General features: G+C 68.2%; 16 protein-coding genes. 8 read left to right on the top strand and 8 right to left on the bottom strand.

Features of this window, described 5'->3' with window-relative positions:
* Positions 1 to 87 precede the first annotated feature (87 nt).
* Genes H0X95_RS13665 through H0X95_RS13655 form a run of 3 tightly spaced genes read right to left on the bottom strand, consistent with a single transcriptional unit; the run spans position 88 to position 4,030 of the window.
* Entirely contained in the window at positions 88 to 1,515 is a 1,428-nt protein-coding gene (locus H0X95_RS13665; RefSeq protein WP_059723313.1) for a cytochrome c, read from the bottom strand.
* A complete protein-coding gene (locus tag H0X95_RS13660; protein WP_080322710.1) occupies positions 1,512 to 3,290 on the bottom strand; it encodes a GMC family oxidoreductase in 1,779 nt (592 codons plus the stop codon). The genes H0X95_RS13665 and H0X95_RS13660 overlap by 4 nt, the downstream gene beginning before the upstream one ends.
* Entirely contained in the window at positions 3,290 to 4,030 is a 741-nt protein-coding gene (locus H0X95_RS13655; RefSeq protein ID WP_006494978.1) for a gluconate 2-dehydrogenase subunit 3 family protein, read from the bottom strand. Before H0X95_RS13655 ends, H0X95_RS13660 begins: the two co-directional genes overlap by 1 nt.
* Positions 4,031 to 4,552: 522 nt before the next feature.
* On the opposite strand from H0X95_RS13655, the gene H0X95_RS13650 reads away from it, so the two are divergent.
* On the top strand, positions 4,553 to 4,744 hold the full coding sequence (locus H0X95_RS13650) for a 2'-phosphotransferase (RefSeq protein WP_230204639.1): 192 nt from the start codon (positions 4,553 to 4,555) through the stop codon (positions 4,742 to 4,744).
* Positions 4,745 to 4,763: 19 nt separating this feature from the next.
* Here H0X95_RS13650 and H0X95_RS13645 read toward each other — a convergent pair whose 3' ends face one another.
* Positions 4,764 to 5,180, bottom strand: coding sequence for a DUF3995 domain-containing protein (locus H0X95_RS13645; RefSeq protein WP_012493298.1), 417 nt, complete (start codon positions 5,178 to 5,180; stop codon positions 4,764 to 4,766).
* Between the two features lie 296 nt (positions 5,181 to 5,476).
* Here H0X95_RS13645 and ald point away from each other — a divergent pair, with 296 nt between their 5' ends.
* Positions 5,477 to 6,592, top strand: a complete 1,116-nt coding sequence (ald, locus tag H0X95_RS13640) for an alanine dehydrogenase (protein ID WP_006493090.1) — start codon at positions 5,477 to 5,479, stop codon at positions 6,590 to 6,592.
* A gap of 40 nt (positions 6,593 to 6,632) precedes the next feature.
* Here the strand turns inward: ald and polX are convergent, their stop codons facing one another.
* The 4 genes from polX to H0X95_RS13620 all read right to left on the bottom strand — a co-directional run bounded on the left by polX (position 6,633) and on the right by H0X95_RS13620 (position 11,519).
* A complete protein-coding gene (gene polX, locus H0X95_RS13635) occupies positions 6,633 to 8,390 on the bottom strand; it encodes a DNA polymerase/3'-5' exonuclease PolX (RefSeq protein ID WP_059723310.1) in 1,758 nt (585 codons plus the stop codon).
* 149 nt (positions 8,391 to 8,539) lie between these two features.
* Positions 8,540 to 8,932 carry a TraR/DksA family transcriptional regulator gene (locus H0X95_RS13630; protein WP_012493297.1) on the bottom strand — a complete coding sequence of 131 codons (393 nt, stop codon included), beginning with the start codon at positions 8,930 to 8,932 and terminating at the stop codon, positions 8,540 to 8,542.
* Positions 8,933 to 9,318: 386 nt separating this feature from the next.
* Positions 9,319 to 10,725 (bottom strand): undecaprenyl-phosphate glucose phosphotransferase, encoded by a 1,407-nt coding sequence (locus tag H0X95_RS13625; RefSeq protein ID WP_048985618.1) that lies wholly within the window; start codon positions 10,723 to 10,725, stop codon positions 9,319 to 9,321.
* Between the two features lie 11 nt (positions 10,726 to 10,736).
* On the bottom strand, positions 10,737 to 11,519 hold the full coding sequence (locus H0X95_RS13620) for a Crp/Fnr family transcriptional regulator (RefSeq protein WP_006494985.1): 783 nt from the start codon (positions 11,517 to 11,519) through the stop codon (positions 10,737 to 10,739).
* Between the two features lie 920 nt (positions 11,520 to 12,439).
* On the opposite strand from H0X95_RS13620, the gene H0X95_RS13615 reads away from it, so the two are divergent.
* From H0X95_RS13615 to H0X95_RS13590, 6 genes are all read left to right on the top strand, one after another.
* The gene (locus tag H0X95_RS13615; RefSeq protein ID WP_006494986.1) at positions 12,440 to 13,222 is read left to right on the top strand and encodes a Crp/Fnr family transcriptional regulator; all 783 of its coding nucleotides are present in this window, start codon (positions 12,440 to 12,442) and stop codon (positions 13,220 to 13,222) included.
* Between the two features lie 180 nt (positions 13,223 to 13,402).
* On the top strand, positions 13,403 to 13,654 hold the full coding sequence (locus tag H0X95_RS13610; protein WP_006490451.1) for an acyl carrier protein: 252 nt from the start codon (positions 13,403 to 13,405) through the stop codon (positions 13,652 to 13,654).
* Positions 13,651 to 14,847 carry an acyl-CoA dehydrogenase family protein gene (locus tag H0X95_RS13605; protein ID WP_006494988.1) on the top strand — a complete coding sequence of 399 codons (1,197 nt, stop codon included), beginning with the start codon at positions 13,651 to 13,653 and terminating at the stop codon, positions 14,845 to 14,847. Before H0X95_RS13610 ends, H0X95_RS13605 begins: the two co-directional genes overlap by 4 nt.
* Complete coding sequence (locus H0X95_RS13600; protein WP_006490442.1) at positions 14,844 to 15,818, top strand: amino acid--[acyl-carrier-protein] ligase; 975 nt, start codon at positions 14,844 to 14,846, stop codon at positions 15,816 to 15,818. The genes H0X95_RS13605 and H0X95_RS13600 overlap by 4 nt, the downstream gene beginning before the upstream one ends.
* A complete protein-coding gene (locus H0X95_RS13595) occupies positions 15,815 to 16,870 on the top strand; it encodes a DUF1839 family protein (RefSeq protein WP_196446080.1) in 1,056 nt (351 codons plus the stop codon). The genes H0X95_RS13600 and H0X95_RS13595 overlap by 4 nt, the downstream gene beginning before the upstream one ends.
* A complete protein-coding gene (locus tag H0X95_RS13590) occupies positions 16,867 to 19,353 on the top strand; it encodes a glycoside hydrolase family 2 protein (RefSeq protein ID WP_059723308.1) in 2,487 nt (828 codons plus the stop codon). The genes H0X95_RS13595 and H0X95_RS13590 overlap by 4 nt, the downstream gene beginning before the upstream one ends.
* Positions 19,354 to 19,384: the final 31 nt, after the last annotated feature.

Below are 19,384 nucleotides of genomic sequence, written 5' to 3'. Positions count from 1 at the left end.
ACCCCGGCGAAGTGAAAGGCATGGCGGGCCCGGTCGCACGTCGACGTGGACCGCGCGACAGGCGGGGCGAGCGCCCCGCCGCTCCCGTCAGCGCGACGCTTGCGGGAACCGCGCGCCCGGCGGCGGCTCGGGCCGCGTCGACGGCACGCGCTTGCGCACCTTCGCGACCTGCGCGGCCGTCACCGGCGCGCCCGTGTTGCCCCAGCTCGTGCGCACGAAGTTCGACACGTCCGCGACTTCCTGGTCCGACAGGCGCCAGCCGAACGGCGGCATCGTGAAGGTCGACGGCGCGGTGCGCGTGCCCTGCAGCGCGCTGCCTTCCAGCACGACGTGGATCAGCGAGGTCGGATCGTCGCCCTGCACGACCGGGTTGCCGGCGAGCGCCGGGAACACGCGCGTGTAGCCGTGGCCGTCGCTGCGGTGGCAGGCCATGCAGTTGTCGCGATAGACGGCCGCGCCCGGCTTGCTCGCGTCGCCGGTCTGCAGCGCCTTCGCGGCGGCCGCGTCGTACACGTGCGGCTGCTCGCCCTGCACGCGCGGCGGCAACGTCTTCAGGTAGCGTGCGATCGCGTTCAGGTCGTCGTCGGTCATGTGCTGCATGCTGTGGCCGACCACGTCCGTCATCCCGCCGAACGCGGCCGTGCGCAGCGTACGGCCGGTCTTCAGGAACTGCACGATCTCGGTTTCGTTCCACGTGCCGAGGCCCGTGCGCGGCTCGCCGCGCAGGCTGGTCGGCACCCAGCCGTCGATCGCCGCGCCGCCGGCCAGGAAGTCGAGGCCGTCCGCGTCGGTCAGCCCGCGCTCCTGCATCGTCGGCGCGCGCGGCGTGTGGCATGCGCCGCAATGGCCGAGCCCCTGCACCAGATACGCGCCGCGGGCGACCACCGGGTCGGTGTACGGCGCCGCGTCGAACGGCTTCGGCGCCGGCGCGAACAGCTTGCGCCAGATGCCGAGCGGCCAGCGCATCGACAGCGGCCACACGATGTCCACCTTGCGGTTCTCGTGCTCGACCGGCGCGACGCCGTGCATGAAGTACGCGTACAGCGCCTTCATGTCGTCGTCGGTCAGGCGCGAATACGACGGGAACGGCATCGCCGGATACATCGTGTCGCCGTTCTTGCGCACGCCTTCGCGCACCGCGCGGGTGAAGTCCTCATAGGTCCAGCCGCCGAGGCCCGTCTTCGGGTCCGGCGTGATGTTCGTCGAGTAGATGCCGCCGATCGGCGTGTCGAACTTCAGGCCGCCGGCGAACGGCTTGCCGCCGTTCGCGGTGTGGCAGGCGATGCAGTCGCCCGCGCGGGCGAGGTATTCGCCGCGCTTCACGAGCGCCGCGTCGGCGGACTGCGCGACAGGCGCAGCCGCCGCGCCCGAAGCCGCGGCCGGCGTAGACGCCGGCTGCGCGAACGCGGCGCCGCCCGCCAGACCGAATGCCGCCCAGGCCGTGCCGATCGCCAGCGCGCGCCGCAGCGGGGACACCTGACGCGCGGCGTTGTGGTGGTTCATCGTCCTCTTCATACGGTCACCAGCGGGGCGGGATTTTTCAGGTATTGCTCGCGGATCGCACGTGCCGACCAGTAGGCCAGCGCCGCGATGATCCCGGTCGGGTTGTAGCCGATGCCCTGCGGCAGCGCGGACGCGCCCATCACGAACACGTTGTGCACGTCCCAGCACTGCAGGTAGCGGTTCAGCACGCTCGTCTTCGGGTCGGTGCCCATGATCGCGCCGCCGACGAGGTGGGTCGTCTGGTACTGGCGCGAGTCGAAGTGCTTGCCGAACTCGCGCGTCGACACGCCGATGGCCTTCGGCCCCATCGCTTCCGCGATCTTCTTCATCTGGCCGGTCACGTACTGCGCCATCCTGATGTCGTTGTCCTTCCAGTCGAACGTCATCCGCAACAGCGGCTGGCCGTACGAATCGCGATAGGTCGGATCGAGGTCGAGATACACGTCGCGGTACGACATGTTGGTGCCGTGCGCGTCCATCGAGATCGTGTGCGCGTAGTTGTCCTTGACCGCCTTCTTCCACGCCGAGCCCCACTGCGGCGTGCCGGGCGGCGTGGCGATGCCGCTGATCGGCTTCACGCCGGCCTGGTTCACCCACAACGGCGAGCCGCCGACGAAGCCGAGCGGGCCGTGGTCGAAATTGTCCGCGTTGAAGTCGTCCACCGCGACGCCGTTGCCGCCCGCGCCGATGAACGGGTTCGTGTAGGTGTCCTTGTCGAAGAACGCCTTGATCGTCGACAGGTTCTGGTACGCGAAATTGCGGCCGACCACGCCTTCGCCCGAGATCGGATCGTACGGCTTGCCGATGCCCGACAGCAGCAGCAGGTGCACGTTGTGATACTGGAACGCGGCCACGATCACGAGATCGGCCGGCTGGTGCACTTCACGCCCGGCCGGATCGACGTAGGTCACGCCGGTCGCGCGCTTCTTCGTGTCGTCGAGGTCGACGCGCAGCACGTGGCACTTCGAGCGCAGCTCGAAGTTCGGCGCCTGCTTCAGCGCCGGCAGGATGTTCAGGTTCGGCGACGCCTTCGAATACATGTAGCACGCGTAGCCGCTGCAGTAGCCGCAGAAGTTGCACGGGCCCATCTGCACGCCGTACGGGTTCGTGTACGGGCCCGACGTGTTCGCCGACGGCAGCCGGTACGGATGCAGGCCGAGCGAGTGTGCGGCATCGAAGAAGCGCTGCGCCGAATACGTATTGAGCTGCGCCGGCAGCGGGAAGTTGTCGCTGCGGTTCGCCTCGAACACGTTGCCGTCGCCGACCACCTTGCCGCCGACCTTGTACGCCTGCCCCGACGTGCCGAACACCTTCTCGGCGAAATCGAAATGCGGCTCGAGCTCGTCGTACGTGACGCCCGTATCCTGGATCGTCATCCCTTCGGGGATGAATTTCTTGCCGTAGCGCTCTTCATAGTGGCTGCGCAGGCGCAGCTCTTCCGGCGTGATCCGGAAGTGCACGCCCGACCAGTGCAGCCCCGCGCCGCCGACGCCTTCGCCCGGCAGGAACGCGGCGAGCTGCCGGTACGGCAGCGCGGTGTCCTGCAGGCCGTGGCGGATCGACACGGTCGTCTTCGACAGGTCGAGAAACAGCTTCTTGCGGATGTTGTAGGTCAGCTCGTCGATCGTGTTCGGGTACGCGCCGTCCGGATAGGTGTCGCGATATTCGCCGCGCTCCAGCGCGACGACGTTCAGGCCCGCTTCGGTCAGTTCCTTCGCGAGAATCGCGCCGGTCCAGCCGAAGCCGACGATCACCGCATCGACGTGCGGCTTCTTTTCTGCGGCCATCAGCTGCGCTCCCCGTTGATCGAGACGGGGCCGTACGGATAAGGCTTGCCGCTCTGGTTGACGAAATCCATGAAGTCCGCGCGTGCGCCCGGGAAACCGATCATCTTCCACGCGGCCATGTCGCGATTGCCGCCATGCACCGGATCGCAGAAGTAGCCTTCGCGCGTGTTCTGCAGCAACTGGCCGAGGAACACGCCGGGCGGGACGTCGTCGATCTGCGCGCCGCCCTTCTCCAGCGCGCCGAGCACCGTGTCGCGCGTCGGCGCGTCGAGATCCGCGAACGCCTTGCCGTGCGCCTTTTCGCAATAGCGGTTGACGGCCGCGATGCCGAGCCGGTAGATGTCGCGCGGCACCAGCTTCAACTGGTAGCCGAGCTCGGGCACGCCCTGCTGGAACGGCCCCTGCATGTACCACGTCGCGCCGTGCGCATACGGCGTCTCCATCTGGCGATCGATGAATTCCGGCACGCCCGCTTCGAGCGCGCCGGGGCCTTCGGCGTCGGCCGGAATCAGCCGGTCGACGGCGGCCTGGACGAACGCCCATTCCTTCGCATCGAAAAAGGTCGGCTTGTACGGCGCGCGTTCGGCGCTGGCCGACGCAGTGGACGCGTTGCCGGCGGTCGTCGCGGACGGCGACGACGAATGCAGGTCGCAGCCGGCGACCGACGCGATCGGCACGAGCGCGACCGACGTGCGCAGGAAACGGCGACGCGAATTGGGTTTGTCAGGTGGCGTGGACATGGTCGGATGTTGATCGTTGGGGATCGGGGTTCGGACGCGCGCATTCCGCATGCCGCGTGCCCGGCACGGCAGCCGTGCCGCAGGCGGCCGGTCGCCCTGTTCTTTCGTGTGTTGCGCACAACCTCGACGCTGGCGCCCGGCCGCGATTCGCGGTGGCGCCGTCATTGCAGCCGCACTCGCCCCGGGGCCGGCGGCGTTGCGCGGATCGACCTCTTTGCGGGCCCTATCGTCGGACAAATACCGGCATCGGCCGGCATCTTTCCGTCATCGCCCATGACCCTTATTCAACTTAGACGTCGCGCCTGCCGACGGCAAGCGCAACGTGCACGACCCTCTTTCCGGGCCTGGCGACGAGTGCCGCGAATTATATATGGAACCGGTTCCATTACTAGAGGGTTCAATGCAATTCAGTGCATCGAAATCAGCAATAATGGAAAAACCGGATGCCGGAATGTGCAAGGATGAGGAGATGGCGGACAGCGACGATCAGGCGGCGACGCGGAACCCGGCGCCCCTCATCACGTGTATCTGCCGGCGGACATCCGGACGGCGCTGGCCGTCGGCGCGCGTTACGGCGTGCCCGCAATCCTCGAAGTGGCGGCGCAGCTGATGCACCGGCAGGGCCACACGTTCTTCGCCGCCGAAAACGATGTGTGGCTGATCGATGCCGTGCCGGCCGAATATCTCGAGCTAATCGATACGCGCGCGGATTGAATCACGCACCGTTCCTCTCTCACCACGGCCAGAACATCGACGCGATCGACAGCGCCAGTGCCGCGCACAGCGGCGAGTAATACAGCGTATCCATCCGCGCGAAACGCGACCCGCGAATGCGTTTGAAGAAGCCGACGTAGCGGAAATCGCCGACGGCCCGCACCGCGAAGATCAATGCGAGCGCAACGACCGCGAACGCGATCGCGCAGGGATACGTGTTGCGCCCCAGCCAGCCGGCACGCGCGGCGACCGCGCCTGCACCGCCCAGCAGCGCGAGCGCGACGGCAAGCGTGCCGACCGCAGTCGGCCGCAACAGCGGTACGCCATCCTGCTCCGGAATGGCCGCGCGCTTGCCCAATCGCCCGCCGAACGCCCAGTACACGTGCACGAGCGCGATGGCGCAAAGCGTCGGTACGCTGAAATACGCAGCGGTCATGTCGATCAAGGTCCTCGTCTCGTCGTCTCGTCGTTTTGCCGAAAGGTGTTCGGCTCGCGGCCCCGGCCCGCGCCACGCATGACGATACCGAAACCCGGTCACATGCGCATTGCGACCTCGAGTCGCAACCGATCGCCACGCATGCTGCGTTGCAGTGCGCATGCGTCGTCGCACAGCCCGGTCGCTTGACTTCCCTCCGCGCACTACTACCCTGTTATTCCAGTACTGCGGTCGGCCTGCCGCTGCGCGACCGGCTGCTCGCACGACGACGATAACGAAGGCCATGGAGGCGACTCATGCTGATCGGTGTGCCGAAAGAGATCAAGAACCACGAATACCGCGTCGGCCTCACGCCGGCCGGCGCGCGCGAACTCACGCGGCACGGCCATCGCGTGCTGGTGCAGCGCGGCGCGGGTACGGCGATCGGCCTGCTCGACGACGACTACACGGCCGCGGGCGCGTCGCTCAGCGACGGTGCCGAGGACATCTTCGCGCGCGCCGACATGATCATCAAGGTCAAGGAACCGCAGCCGGCCGAATGCGCGATGCTGCGGCGCGGCCAGATCCTCTACACATACCTGCATCTCGCGCCCGATCCCGATCAGGCCGCCGCGCTCGTGAAATCCGGCGCGGTCTGCGTCGCGTACGAAACCGTGACGGGCCCCGGCGGCGGCCTGCCGTTGCTCGCGCCGATGAGCGAAGTCGCGGGCCGCATGTCGATCCAGGTCGCGGCGACCCACCTCGAAAGCCCGCGCGGCGGCCGCGGCCTGCTGATGGCCGGCGTGCCGGGCGTGCCGGCCGCACACGTCGTCGTGCTCGGCGCCGGCGTGGTGGGCACCGGCGCGCTGCAGATGGCGGTAGGCCTCGGCGCGCGCGTCACCGTGCTCGACAACAACGTGAACCGGCTGCGCCAGCTCGATCTCGTGTTCGCCAACCGGATCGCGACCGTCTGTTCGAATGCGCAGACGGTCGACGAAGCCGTGCGCGATGCCGACGTCGTGATCGGCGCCGTGCTCGTGCCCGGCGCATCGGCGCCGCGGCTCGTCACGCGCGACATGATCGCGACGATGCGCAAGGGCGCGGTCGTCGTCGACGTCGCGATCGACCAGGGCGGATGCTTCGAGACCTCGCATGCGACCACGCATGCGGCGCCGACCTTCGTCGTCGACGGGGTCGTCCACTACTGCGTCGCGAACATGCCCGGCGCGGTCGCGCGCACGTCCACCTTCGCGCTGAACAATGCAACGCTCGGCCATGCGCTCGCGCTCGCCGACAAGGGCTGGAAGCAGGCGATGCTCGACGATCCGCATCTGCGCGCGGGCCTGAACGTGTGCGACGGTCACATCACGTACGAAGCGGTCGCGCTGGCGCTCGGGCTGCCTTACGTCCCCGCGACCGGCGTGCTCGGATGACCCTGCCGGCATGAGCTGAACGCATCGCGACCGGCCACGCTCACGCGCCCTTCGACCGACTCCGCTTCGCACCGCCCATCGTGCGCGCCAGCAGCGGCCGCAGTTGCGCGAGCGTGCGCGTGTTCAGCACGTCCTGCCGCGTCAGCCAGCCGCGCCGCGCCTGATCGACGCCGAACGCGAGGTTGTCGAGCTCGTCCGCGCTGCATGCATCCGAACCGATCGCGACCGGCACGCCGGCCTTCGCGGCCTCGCGGCACCACACGTCCGGCAGGTCGAAGCGCCGCGGCTGTGCATCGAGTTCGACGAAACAGCCGCGCGCGGCAGCCTGCGCGAGCACGCGCGGCACATCGAGTTCGCAGGCGTCGCGCTCGCCGAGCAGGCGGCCGGTCGGGTGCGCGAGAATCGAGAAATGCGGATGATCCATCGCGCGCAGCATGCGATCGGTCTGCGCGCCGCGCGGCAGGTCGAAGCCGTCGCGTATCGCACCGACCACGAGATCGAGCCGGCCGAGCAGCGCGTCGGGCACGTCCAGGCTGCCATCCTCGCGAATGCCGGCCTCCACGCCCTTGAGCAACACGAAATCGTCGAACGTCGCGTTGAGGCGATCGATGTCGTCGAGTTGCCGCGCGAGCCAGTCGAAACCGTTGCGAGCGCCGCCGTCGGGTGGGGCGCGGTCGGTGACGGCCAGATAGGCGAGCCCGCGTGCACGCGCGGCAGCGGCCATCGCGCGCAGGCCGTCGCGGCCGGCCGACGCATCGGTGTGCGCGTGCAGGTCGCCATGGAGATGCTTGCGCTCGACCAGCGCCGGCAGCGTGCCGGCACGCGACGCATCGATCTCGCCGCGATCCTCGCGCAACTCGGGCGGCACCTCGTGCAACCCGATAGCCGCGTAGACCGATGCCTCCGTCGCTCCGGCAATCCGTTCGTCGCCACGAAACACGCCGTATTCGTTGATTTTCAGGCCGCCGGCCTGCGCGAGCCTGCGCAGCGCGATGTTGTGCGCCTTCGATCCGGTGAAGTAGACGAGCGCCGCGCCGAACGCATCGGCATCGACGACCCGCAGGTCGACCTGCAATCCGTTGACGAGCATCACGCTCGAGCGCGTCTTGCCGTGCGCGAGCACGCGCGCCACGTCGTCGTAGCCGACGAACGCTGCGGTGACCGCGCCCGCGTCGCGCGCGGTGACGAGGATGTCGAGATCGCCGACCGTCTCGCGGCGGCGGCGGAAGCTGCCGGCCGGCACGGCCTGGCCGACGCCGGTCACCGCCCGCAGGCGTTCGAGCAACGGCATCAGCGCATGTGCGGCGTCGGGCAGCAGGAAGCGTTGCGGCTCGCGCTGCAGGCGATCGTCGATCGCTTCGAGCAGATGCGCTTCGGTTTTCGCGCCGAAGCCCGGCAGCTCGCGCACATGCCCGCTCTTCGCTTCGGCGCGCAACTGTTCGAGCGAATCGACGTTCAGCGCGTCATGCAGCGCCTTCACGCGTTTCGCGCCGAGCCCGGGCACGTCGAGCAGCTCGACGATCGCGCCCGGCAGCGCATGACGCAAGGTTTGCTGCAGTTCGCAGGTGCCGGTCGCGGCGATCTCGCGCAGCTTCGCCGCAAGATCGGCCCCGATCGACGGAATCTTCCCGAGATCGTCGCCTTTCGCGATCATCGTCGGAATATCCCGGCCGTAGTCGGCGATCGTACGCGCGGCGTTGCGGTACGCACGCACGCGAAACGGGTTGGCGCCCTGGATCTCGAGCATGTCGGCGATCTCGGCGAACACGGCCGCGCACTCGGCATTGTGGATCGGCATGATCGGCGTGGCTCCCTTCCACGTGGATGGCGCCGCGCCCCTGCGCGACGGCGTCTGCCCGCCCGGCGCCGCATGTCGACGCCGCCGGGCGCCCGTTGGTCATCCTGCGCCGGCCGCGCGGCGCGTACCGCGCGGCTGGAGCCGCGGCGTCAGAGCGACGCGCGCGGTGTCGTCGCGTAGCGTCGTTCGTAGATCGATTGGCAATGCGTGCAACGTTCGGCGGTCGGCCGCGCCAGCAGCCGCTCGTAGCCGACCGCGCCGTCGCAGTCGATGCATTCGCCGTAACTGCCGTCACGCATCCGCTGCTGGGCGCGCCCGATCGCGCGCAGTTCGGTCAGCTTCATCCCGATCAACGCATGGTCGACGTCGACGAACAGGTCGGCATTCGCCTCGTCGCCCTCGTCCGGCGCCGCGCCGGCCAGATCCGCATAGGATTCCGACGCGCGCTGGTCTTCGCTCGTGCGGATCTCCGCACGCAGCGCCTGCTCGCTCTCGTTCAGCCGCTGTTTCAGCGTCTGCCGTTGTTGTTGGTCGAGCGACATGGCCGTCTCTCCTGTTCCGGTTCCGCGCGAAGAAAGGCGGCGCGCGGTATCGCGCCGGTGCGCGACGCGCAGGCATGACCTGCGCCGCCGCATCCGGATGATGCGACCGGACGCGCAAAACGCCGGACGCATTCGACGCAGGATAAACCCATTGAACACGCGTGTGTTGACCGGAATCAGCGTGCCGGTCATGCGACGGCGGAGGGACGAAACTGGGGACGGACGCGGAATCGCGACCGAAGGGGCGCGTGGCGAAGCCCCGTCGGCGCAAACGCAGCGCAGCAATTTCCCATGCGGCCACATCGCTTCGTTCCGTGCGCACGAACCGGCCTCATTCCGTCGATACGGTCGCTCGCGCGGCGCCCCGCTTCGATGATTCGTCATCCTCAGAACGCATTGCGCCCGATGAAGCCGCGCACCACCGTCATCAGGATGATCTTGATGTCGAACCAGAAACTCCAGTTCTGCATGTAGAACAGATCGAACTTCACACGCGCCTCCATCGCCTCGACCTTGCGCGTTTCGCCGCGATAGCCGTTCACCTGCGCCCATCCGGTGATGCCGGGCCGCACGCGGTAGCGGTACATGTAGCAGTCGATCAGTTGCCGATAGAGGTCGTCGTGTTCGATCGCGTGCGGACGCGGGCCGACCACCGACATCTGCCCGAACAGCACGTTGAAGAACTGCGGCAGCTCGTCGAGCGACGTGCGCCGCAGGAATGCGCCGACACGCGTGATGCGCGAATCGTTGCGCGACGCCTGCCGCACGACGCCCGGCTGCGCGCGATGCACGCGCATCGTCCGGAACTTCAGGATATGGAACTCGCGGCCGTCGACGCCCTTGCGGCGCTGCTTGAACAGCACCGGCCCCGGCGACGACAGCTTGACCGCGATCGCCACCATCGTCAGCAGCGGCAGCAACGGAATCAGCACCCCGAACGCGAACAGCCGGTCGAACGCGAACTTGGCCCACAGCTCCGGCGCGGCGCGCGGCGTGGTCGCGAGATTGATCGCCGGCATGCCGAGCAGGTCGGTCGCGGAGCGATCGACGACCGCCATCTGCCGCACGTCGGGCAACAGCCGCAACTCGACGAACTCGTCGCGCAATTCGCGCACGATGCGCTGGATCCGCCACTCGTGCGACATCGGCAGCGTGAGCCAGACCTCGTCGATGTCGCCGCCCCGAATCAGGTCGCGCAACGTGGGCCAGTCGTCGATCACCGGCACGCCGCCGATGCCGCCCGCGGCGGCCTGCGCATCATCGTCGAATACGCACGCGGCCACGAACGGGCCATTCGGCGCGCGCTGCATCCGCTCGATCGCCACCCGCCCGTAGCCGGTTGCGCCGACGACGGCGACGCGACGTTGCCGCCCCCGCGGATCACCGCGCGTCAGCGCGAACGCCAGCAACGCCGCGCGGCCGAGCAGCAGCGCCGCGTCGCCGGCGAGCACCGTGCGCACGATCCAGCGGGTCGTGACGGTGCCGCCGCGATTCATGATCCACATCGTGCCGGCCACCGTCAGCACGCTCGCGCACACCACCGCCACCAGCGTGTGCGTCAGCGCGTGCGCGCCGCCCTGCACCGCGACGCCGCCGCGCACGGTGCGCAGGTAGCGCGGCAGCAGCGCCACCGTCAGCACGCACAGCAGCGCGATCGCGCCGCGCTGCGCGTCGGACAGCGCATGCCAGCCGAGACCCGACGCAGCCTGCGCGACGAGCGCGCCGGCCAGCACGAGCACGACGTCGGCCGCCGCGATCGCGGCGCGCCGCATCGCATTCGTTCCACCGGACATCGACTGCATCGTCACGCACCGTGCGCCGGGAAACCGCAACGCCCTTCCGGCATGCGCGGGCGAACCGTCGCCGGCCTCGTATTCCCGCGCGTGCCGAGCAGCCGGCGATAGTCCGCGCGAATCAGGTCGTAGCATTCGCACGCGTGATGTTCGAGGCCATCGCGGTCGAGCACCGTGATGCGGCCGCGGCGCTGCCGGATCAGGCCGGCTTCCTGCAGGTTCCCGGCCGCTTCCGTCACGCCTTCGCGCCGCACGCCGAGCATGTTCGCGATCGTCTGCTGGGTGACGGTCAGCTCGTCGCCGTCGATCCGGTCGTGTGCGAGCAGCAGCCAGCGGCTGAGTTGCTCGCTGACCGAATGGTGCCGATTGCACAGTGCGCTGCGCGAGATCTGCGCCATCGTCGCCTGGCAGGTGTTGAGCAGCAGCCGATAGGTCTGCGGCGACCGCTCGAACTCGGCGCGCATCACGCAACTCGGCACGCGATACGCCATCCCGCCGATCCGCACCTCGACCCGGCTCGACGCGGCGACGCCGCCGACCAGCGTCCCCAGCCCGACCACGCCCTCGCGGCCGACCACCGCCACCTCGACCATCGCGCCGTCTTCCATCAGGTGCTGGACCGACATCATCGCCGTCGTCGGAAAGTGCAGATGACGCATCGGCTCGCCGACCCGGTCGAGCATCCCGGCCTTGATCCTGACCAGTTCGAGATGCGGTGCGATGGTGCGGATGCTGTCCTCCGGGAGGGCAGCAAGGATGGCATTCGCCGAGTAGCTCGAGTGAAGATGAAGCATGTCTGTATCCCTTTTATTGTCCGCGCCGCCTGCAGCCGCGTGCACGGAACTCGTTATCGCGATGCGCGCCCGGACATTGACAGCGGTTGCGGCCCACAACCCTGAATCCGACTGACCATCGGCTTGTCATCGCCGGATTGAGTCGACTGTCCCGTTTCGACACGCCAGCCCGAATAAGCGATTTACGTGCCAATAGCCGTCCATCCTTAATATATGAATCACGTCCGATTTAGCGCACCCGAATAACCGTCCCCAAAATCGAAAAAACGTCTCATTTCCGGACACTCCTCCACGCAACGGACACAGCGCGCATTCGACTGATCAATTCCCGTGCATCGGCCGCGGGCGATCGGGTGACGGTCGCGACGCTTACCGTTCAAATACTTACAGCCGATTTTCAATTGTTTCCGTGATGTGCAGCGCAGCATTTGCCGACGCCGCCACACCTCACACGCTTGTTTCAAACTGTCTCAAATTTGAATCGGGGCACTAATTCGAGGCTCTGTCCGTTACCGCACACATCATGCTCAAGCCATTGATCCCAATGAAAAATCAGGCGCTCCCCGTTTATTTGTCAAATAATGTTCAATGTCGCGGGAGCCTTTCGTTGTACGATGCGCCACGTCGTTCGATTGATTCCGGTTCGACATCGAATGACAGGAAAGCGCACCAATCCATTTCCGGACAATTAATCCCTTGAAAATGAATCATTAAATCGGCATAACGTTTGCACTGAACCGCAATCGTCAAACTTTGTGAAATGACGTAATGCGAAATTGCCCGAATTCGATTGCGTGCTAGCCTTTTTCGCCAGTATCGTCATTCCGCTTTCGATCAACACAAGTCCGCACGATCGTGCGAAATCCCCGTTGCGGGATTCGCCGCGACGACGCGCGACCGCCACCCTGCGAGGATGCGCCGTGACTCACCAGGCCCCCGACGCCGTCGCGTATGCGAACGGCATGATCGAGCTTTCCCACAGCTTCGACGCCAACCGGTTTCTCGCGGCCATCGACCGCGATGAACTCGCCACGCTGACGCCCCACCTTCAACTCGTTCACCTGAAATCCGGGCAAGTGCTGTGCGAACCCGGCGAAATGCTCACGGCCGTCTACCTGCCGGTCACGACCGCGATTTCGCTGCAGTACGTGTCGTCCGGCGGCATGACGCTGGAAGTCGCGGAGATCGGCAGCGAAAGCGTGGTCTGCGACGACGTGATCGGCGGCAGCGGCCGGATGCCGTGTCGTGCGCTCGCGTGCCGCGACGGCTTCGTCTACCGGCTCGACCGGCGCGTCTTCGCCGCCGCGTTCGACGCGTCGCCGGTGATTCGCCATCTCGTGTTCGTCTGCGTGCGGCTGCTGATGGCGCAGGTGTCGCAGATCACGTTCTGCAGCCGTCACCACGTGCTCAAACATCAGTTATGCAGATGGTTCCTGCTCGCGTTCGATCGCACGCGCAGCATCGAGATCCAGGTGACGCACAGCATGCTCGCGCAAATGCTCGGCGTGCGGCGGGAGACGGTCACGGACGCCGCCGGCGAAATCCAGAAACTCGGCCTGATCCGGCAATACCGCAGCTCGATCGAGCTCGCGGACCTCGACGGCCTCGAAAAAATGTCGTGCGGCTGCCGCGCGATCGTGCGCGACGAGATGAAGCGCATCCTGTCGGCCGACTCGGGCGTGCCGGCCGCGTCGCGCACGTGATCAACGTGCCGGACCGGGACGGCGCGACGGCGCCGCCCGCGTGCAGGGTCAGCTGTTTGTAGGGTGGCGAACAGAACGCCGTGTCTGCCAATGGTCTACTGATGCCGGACTGCCGGGGGGATGTCAGCGCTTGTCGCGCGTCTGCCCGAGCGGACGACACCACGCACGCCGGAGCAGCACGTGAAAAACGAAATCAGAACCATCCTGAAGCACGTCGCCCATCTCGAAGCCGCGATCGATTCGATCGGTGACGGGGACGACCTCTACGAAGCGGGCCTCTCCTCGCTCGATACGATCCAGCTGATGCTCGCGATCGAAAAGCAGTTCAACATCGAGATTCCCGACGAGATGCTGAACCGCAACCTGTTCCGCAGCATCGACGCACTCGCGGACACGATCGCCACGCTGCAACGCACCGAGCATTCCGCATGAGCGCGCTGCTACCCGAACTCGCGCCCGACAGCGATTCGCATCGGCTCGACGAGGCCGCGCATGCGGTCGCGCAGATCGCCGCCCAGCATGCCGATGCGGTCGATCGCGACGCGCGCTGCCCGGTCGAGGCGATCGAGGCGATGCGCGCGCGCCGCCTGCTCGGCGCGATGGTGCCGACCCATCTCGGCGGCGCTGGCGCGTCGCTGGAAGACATCGCGTCGGCCTGCTCGATCCTCGGCCAGGCCTGTGCATCGTCGGCGATGGTGTTCGCGATGCACCAGATCCAGGTCGCCTGCATCGTCAATCACGCCGCCGACCAGGGCTGGCACAAGCTGTTCCTGCAACAGCTCGTGCGTCACCAGTGGCTGCTCGCCTCGGCCACGTCGGAAGACGGCGTCGGCGGCAACCTGCGCGCGAGCCAGTGCGCCCTCGAAACCGACGGCGGCGGGTTCCGGCTGCACAAATCCGCGCCGACGATCTCGTACGGCGACTATGCCGACGGCATTCTCGCGACCGCGCGACGCGATGCGGACGCGCCGGCTTCCGAGCAGGTGCTCGTCACTCTGCTGCGCGACGGCTATACGCTCACGCGCCGCGGCGAATGGGACACGCTCGGCATGCGCGGCACCTGCAGCAACGGCTTCGTGCTCGACGCGCAAGGCGCCGCCGTGCAATGCCTGCCGGTGCCGTTCGCGAAGATCGCCGAGGAAACGATGGTGCCGGTCTCGCACATCCTGTGGGCCGCGGTGTGGATCGGCGTCGCCGGCGACGCGTTCCATCGCGCGCACCAGTTCTTCCGCGCGCAGGCGCGCCAGACCGACGGCGCACCGTCGCCCGCCGCGCGGCGCATCGCCGAATCGCTCGCGCTGATGCAGGCGATGCAGGCCCGCGTCGACAACGTGCTGCGCCTCCACGCGAACGCGTCGGCCCGCTCGTGGTCGGCCGGCATGGCCTGGGCCGCCGAGATCAATACGCTGAAGACCTACGTGTCGGCAACCGCGCTCGAAGTCGCGCACCAGGCGATGATGATCTGCGGGATGGCCGGCTACAAGCAAGGCACGCCGTTCAGCATCGGCCGCCACATTCGCGACCTGCACGCGGCGCCGCTGATGATCAGCAACGACCGCATTGCCGCCAACACTGCGAGCCTGTTGCTCGCGCTGCGTCCTGCGACGCTGGAGAAACATACGTGAACGATCGCCTCGCCGTGCCCTCCGCCGCCTCCGCTCCCGCCGACGCACCGCTCGACCGCGCGGGCGTCAATCCGCTGCGCGACGCGCTGATCGACGCGGGCCTGCTGGTCTCGACCGGCATCCAGGGCCTGTTCGGTCGCAGCGAACGATTCGAGCGCGTGGTCGAGGCGCTCGACGCGTTCGTCACGCGCGTCGGCGCCGACCAGCAGGCCGAAGTGTTGCGCTTCCCGCCGGCGATGAGCCGCACCGAGTTCGAGCGCAGCGAATACATGAAGAGCTTCCCGCAACTGGCGGGCAGCGTGCATGCGTTTTGCGGCGACGAGCGCCAGCATCAGCGCGTGCTGCAATGCCTCGATCGCGGCGACGACTGGACCGAAAGCCAGAAGCCGACCTACGTCGTGATGACGCCGGCCGCGTGCTACCCCGTGTATCCCGTCGTCGCCCGCGCGGGCGCGCTGCCCGCCGACGGCCGGATCGTCGACGTATTCTCGTACTGCTTCCGTCACGAACCGTCGCTCGACCCGACCCGCATGCAGTTGTTCCGGATGCGCGAATACGTGCGGATCGGCACGCCCGAGCAGATCGTCTCGTTCCGCGAGACGTGGATCGAGCGCGGCACGCGGATGATCGAAGCGCTGCGCCTGCCGAATGCGATCGATCTCGCGAACGACCCGTTCTTCGGGCGCGGCGGCAAGATCGTCGCGAACAGCCAGCGCGAGCAGAACCTGAAATTCGAGCTGCTGATCCCGATCGAGCACGACGACCGCCAGACCGCGTGCCTGAGCTTCAACTACCACATGGACCACTTCGGGCTGCTGTGGGACATCCGCACCGCGACGGGCGACGTCGCGCACACCGGCTGCGTCGGCTTCGGCCTCGAGCGGCTCACGCTCGCGCTGTTCCGCCACCATGGCTTCGACATCGACGCATGGCCGCGCGAGGTTCGCGACGTGCTGTGGGGTACGCGATGAGGTTCGTTTCCCGCGACGGCGAAGACGCGTCGTTCGAGGACGTGCGCCACCGCGCGCGCCACTACCGGCCGCACCCGCTGCACAGTCAGGAGATGGTCTGGAAGCAGACCAACTGCTATGTCGACATGTGGCTCGAGGTGCTCCGGTGGTGGGGCCTCAATCCGTACGCGGCGCTGCCGTTCACGATCGCGCTCGACTTCGAGGGCGATCAGTTCACGTTCTTCAAGTTTCCGCACGACGAACTGGAGCGGCTCTACGGGATCGTCGTGCAGGAACATTCGATCTACGAGCCGCTCGACCAGCACATCGAGACGCAGGTCGCGCGCGGCCATCTGATGATCGTCGAGGTCGATGCGTGGTTCCTGCCCGATACGCGCGGCAGCAGCTACCGCACGCAGCACACGAAGACGACGATCGGCATCGACGCGATCGACCGCGAGAAGCAGCAGATCGGCTACTTCCACAACAGCGGCTATTACGTCGCCGAGGATTTCGATTACAACGGGCTCGTCGGCGGCAGTTCGCCGATGACGCTGCCGCCGTACGTCGAATGCGCGAAGCGGCGCTTTGCGCCGCTCGACGAACGCGCGCTCTGCGAAGCGTCGCTGGCCGCGTTGCAGCGTCACCTGCGGCGCCTGCCGGTCGTCGATCCGATCGCGGCATTCCGCCGGCAGTTGCAGGCCGACGCGCCCATCCTCGCGGAAGCGCCGCTCGAGCATTTCCATGCGTACTCGTTCAATTCGGTGCGGCAGCTCGGCGCGAATTTCGAACTGTTCGGCCACTATGCCCGCTGGCTGCAGGCAAGCGGCTGCACCGGGCCGTTCGCCGAGATCCGCGCCGCGTGCGATCGCATCGCGTCGGAAGCGATGGTGCTCGAATTCCGGCTCGCACGCGCGTGCGCGCGCGGCAAGGAAGAGCGCGGCGATTCGACGCTCGAGGCGATCGAGGCCGCGTACACCGACCTCGTCGCGTGCGCGCGGCAGATCGGTGCGCCACTGCGGCACGTGACACCCGTGCGCTACGACACGGCACCCGTGTCGGCCATGCGGTGACGCGCGCGCGCGCCCTGCCCGCGTGGTCGCTGCTGGCGACGGCCGCGGGCGCCGTGCGCGACCCGCGCGACCTCCCGGACGACCACGGCGGCTGGATCGCCGCGCCGGTGCCCGGCACGGTCGCGCAGGCGCTCGCGTTGGCTGGCCGGCTCGACGAAGCCGCGTCGCTCGACGAGCGCGACCACTGGTACCGGCTCGAGCTGCGCGGGCGCGGGCCGCGCATCCTGCGCTTTCACGGCCTCGCGACGCTCGCGCAGGCCTGGCTCGACGACACGCCGATCCACCACTCGGACAGCATGTTCGTCGCGCACGACGTACCGGTGTCGCTCGACGGCACGCACCGGCTGACCGTGTGTTTCCGTGCGCTCGCGCCGCACCTGCGCGACGCGCGCGCGCCGCGCCGTGCGCGCTGGCGCACGCGGCTCGCGGAACCGGCCGCGCTGCGCACGATCCGCACGTCGCTGTTCGGGCACATGCCGGGCTGGTTTCCGCCGTATGTCCCGACCGGCCCGTGGCGGCCCGTCGACGTGCTCGATCCGGCCGACGCGCCCGTTCCGAGCGACTGCAAACTGCATGCACGCGTCGACGGCGACACAGGCTGGCTCGACGCGGAACTGACGTTCGCCGCACCGCTACCCGAACCGCTCGTCGCGCGGCTGTCGTGCGGCGACCATCACGCGACGCTCGAACGCGCCGGCGCCGGCCAGTTGCGCGCGAGCGTCGCGATACCGAACGTGCGTCGCTGGTGGCCGCATACGCACGGCGAACCGGCGCTCTACGAGATCACGCTGCATATCGGCGACGCGCGCCTGCCGCTCGGCTCGACGGGGTTCCGCACGATCGAGATCGATTCCGGCGCAGACGGCAAGGGGTTCGGGCTGCGCATCAACGGCGTGCCCGTATTCGCGCGCGGCGCATGCTGGAGCAGCGCCGCGCCGCTCGCGCTGCACGCGGACGACGCGACCTACGGCCGCCTGCTCGGGCTCGCGCGCGACGCCGGTTTCAACATGATCCGCGTCGGCGGCACGATGACCTACGAGGCCGACGCGTTCCACGCCTGGTGCGACCGGCTCGGACTGCTGGTCTGGCAGGAATTCGGCTTCGCGAACTTCGATTACGCGCTCGACGATCCCGCGTTCGCGGCCAACGTCGATCGCGAAGCGAGCCAGTTGCTGTTGCGTCACGGCGCGTCGCCGTCGCTGGCCGTGCTGTGCGGCGGCAGCGAGATCGCGCAACAGGCCGCGATGTCCGGGCTCGGGCCGAAGCAGCGCTTCCTCGAGCTGACGGCCGACCGGCTGGCCGGCCACGCGGCCGCGCACCGCCCCGATGTTCCGTACGTGCCCGATTCGCCCGACGGCGGCGTGCTGCCGTTCACGCCGCGCGAACGCGTGTCGCACTACTACGGCGTCGGCGCGTACCTGCGTCCGCTCGACGATGCGCGCCGCGCGGACGTGCGCTTTGCGAGCGAATGCCTCGCGTTCGCGAACGTGCCGTGCGATGCGACGCTCGCCGAACTCGGCTGGCCGGGCGTGCACGAGCCGCGCTGGAAGGCGGCCGTGCCGCGCGACCCCGGCACGTCGTGGGATTTCGAAGATATCCGCGACCACTATCTGCAGACGCTGTACGACGTCGCGCCGGACCGGCTGCGGCGCGAGGACCCGGCACGCTATTTCGAGCTGTCGCGTGCGGTGATCGCGGACGTGATGCGCGAGACCTTTTCCGAATGGCGACGCAGCGGCTCGCGTTGCGCCGGCGCGCTCGTGTGGCAGTTCCAGGACGTGATGCCCGGCGCCGGATGGGGCGTGATCGACGCCGCGCACCGGCCGAAATCGGCCTGGTATGCGCTGCGCCAGGTGCTGCAGCCGATCCAGGTGCTGCTGGTCGACGAAGGCCTGAACGGGCTCGACGTGCATGTCGTCAACGAACGCCCGGCGCCGCTGTCGGCGGCGGTCGAACTGGTCGCGCTGCGCGACGGCCGCACGCCGGTCGCACGGGCCGGCGGCCCGGTGCGGATCGCCGCGCACGACACCGTGCGGCTCGGCTCGGCCGAGCTGCTCGGCCGCTTCTTCGACTGGACCTACGCGTACCGCTTCGGCCCATGCGAACACGATACGGTCGTTGCAACGCTGCGCGCCGACGACGGCACGCTGCTGTCGCAGGCGTTCCATTTTCCGTCCCGCACGCATCCGGCCGTGCTGGCGCGCCGCGAGCCCGGGATCGAGGCATGCGTGTCCCGCACCGGCGAGACCTGGCACGTCGACATCGATACGCGGCACGTCGCACGCCACGTGCAGATCGACGCGCCGGGTTTCATGCCGAGCGACGACTGGTTCCATCTCGCGCCGGGCACGCCGGCGCGCATCGCGCTCGTTCCATTGCAAACCGACGGGAAGCCCGCGACGGCTGGCGACAGCGCGCCACCGACGGTAGACATCCGCGCGGTGAACGCCGCGCGCGCGGTGCGGGCCACGCAGGCAGGGTGACGCGACGCTCGCGGCCGCCGCGAGCGTCGTG

Source organism: Burkholderia sp. 9779_493, from assembly GCF_015712215.1.
GTDB lineage: Bacteria > Pseudomonadota > Gammaproteobacteria > Burkholderiales > Burkholderiaceae > Burkholderia > Burkholderia cenocepacia.
Note: the sequence above shows the minus strand (reverse complement) of the source record. Positions and strands in the feature narration are given on the sequence as shown.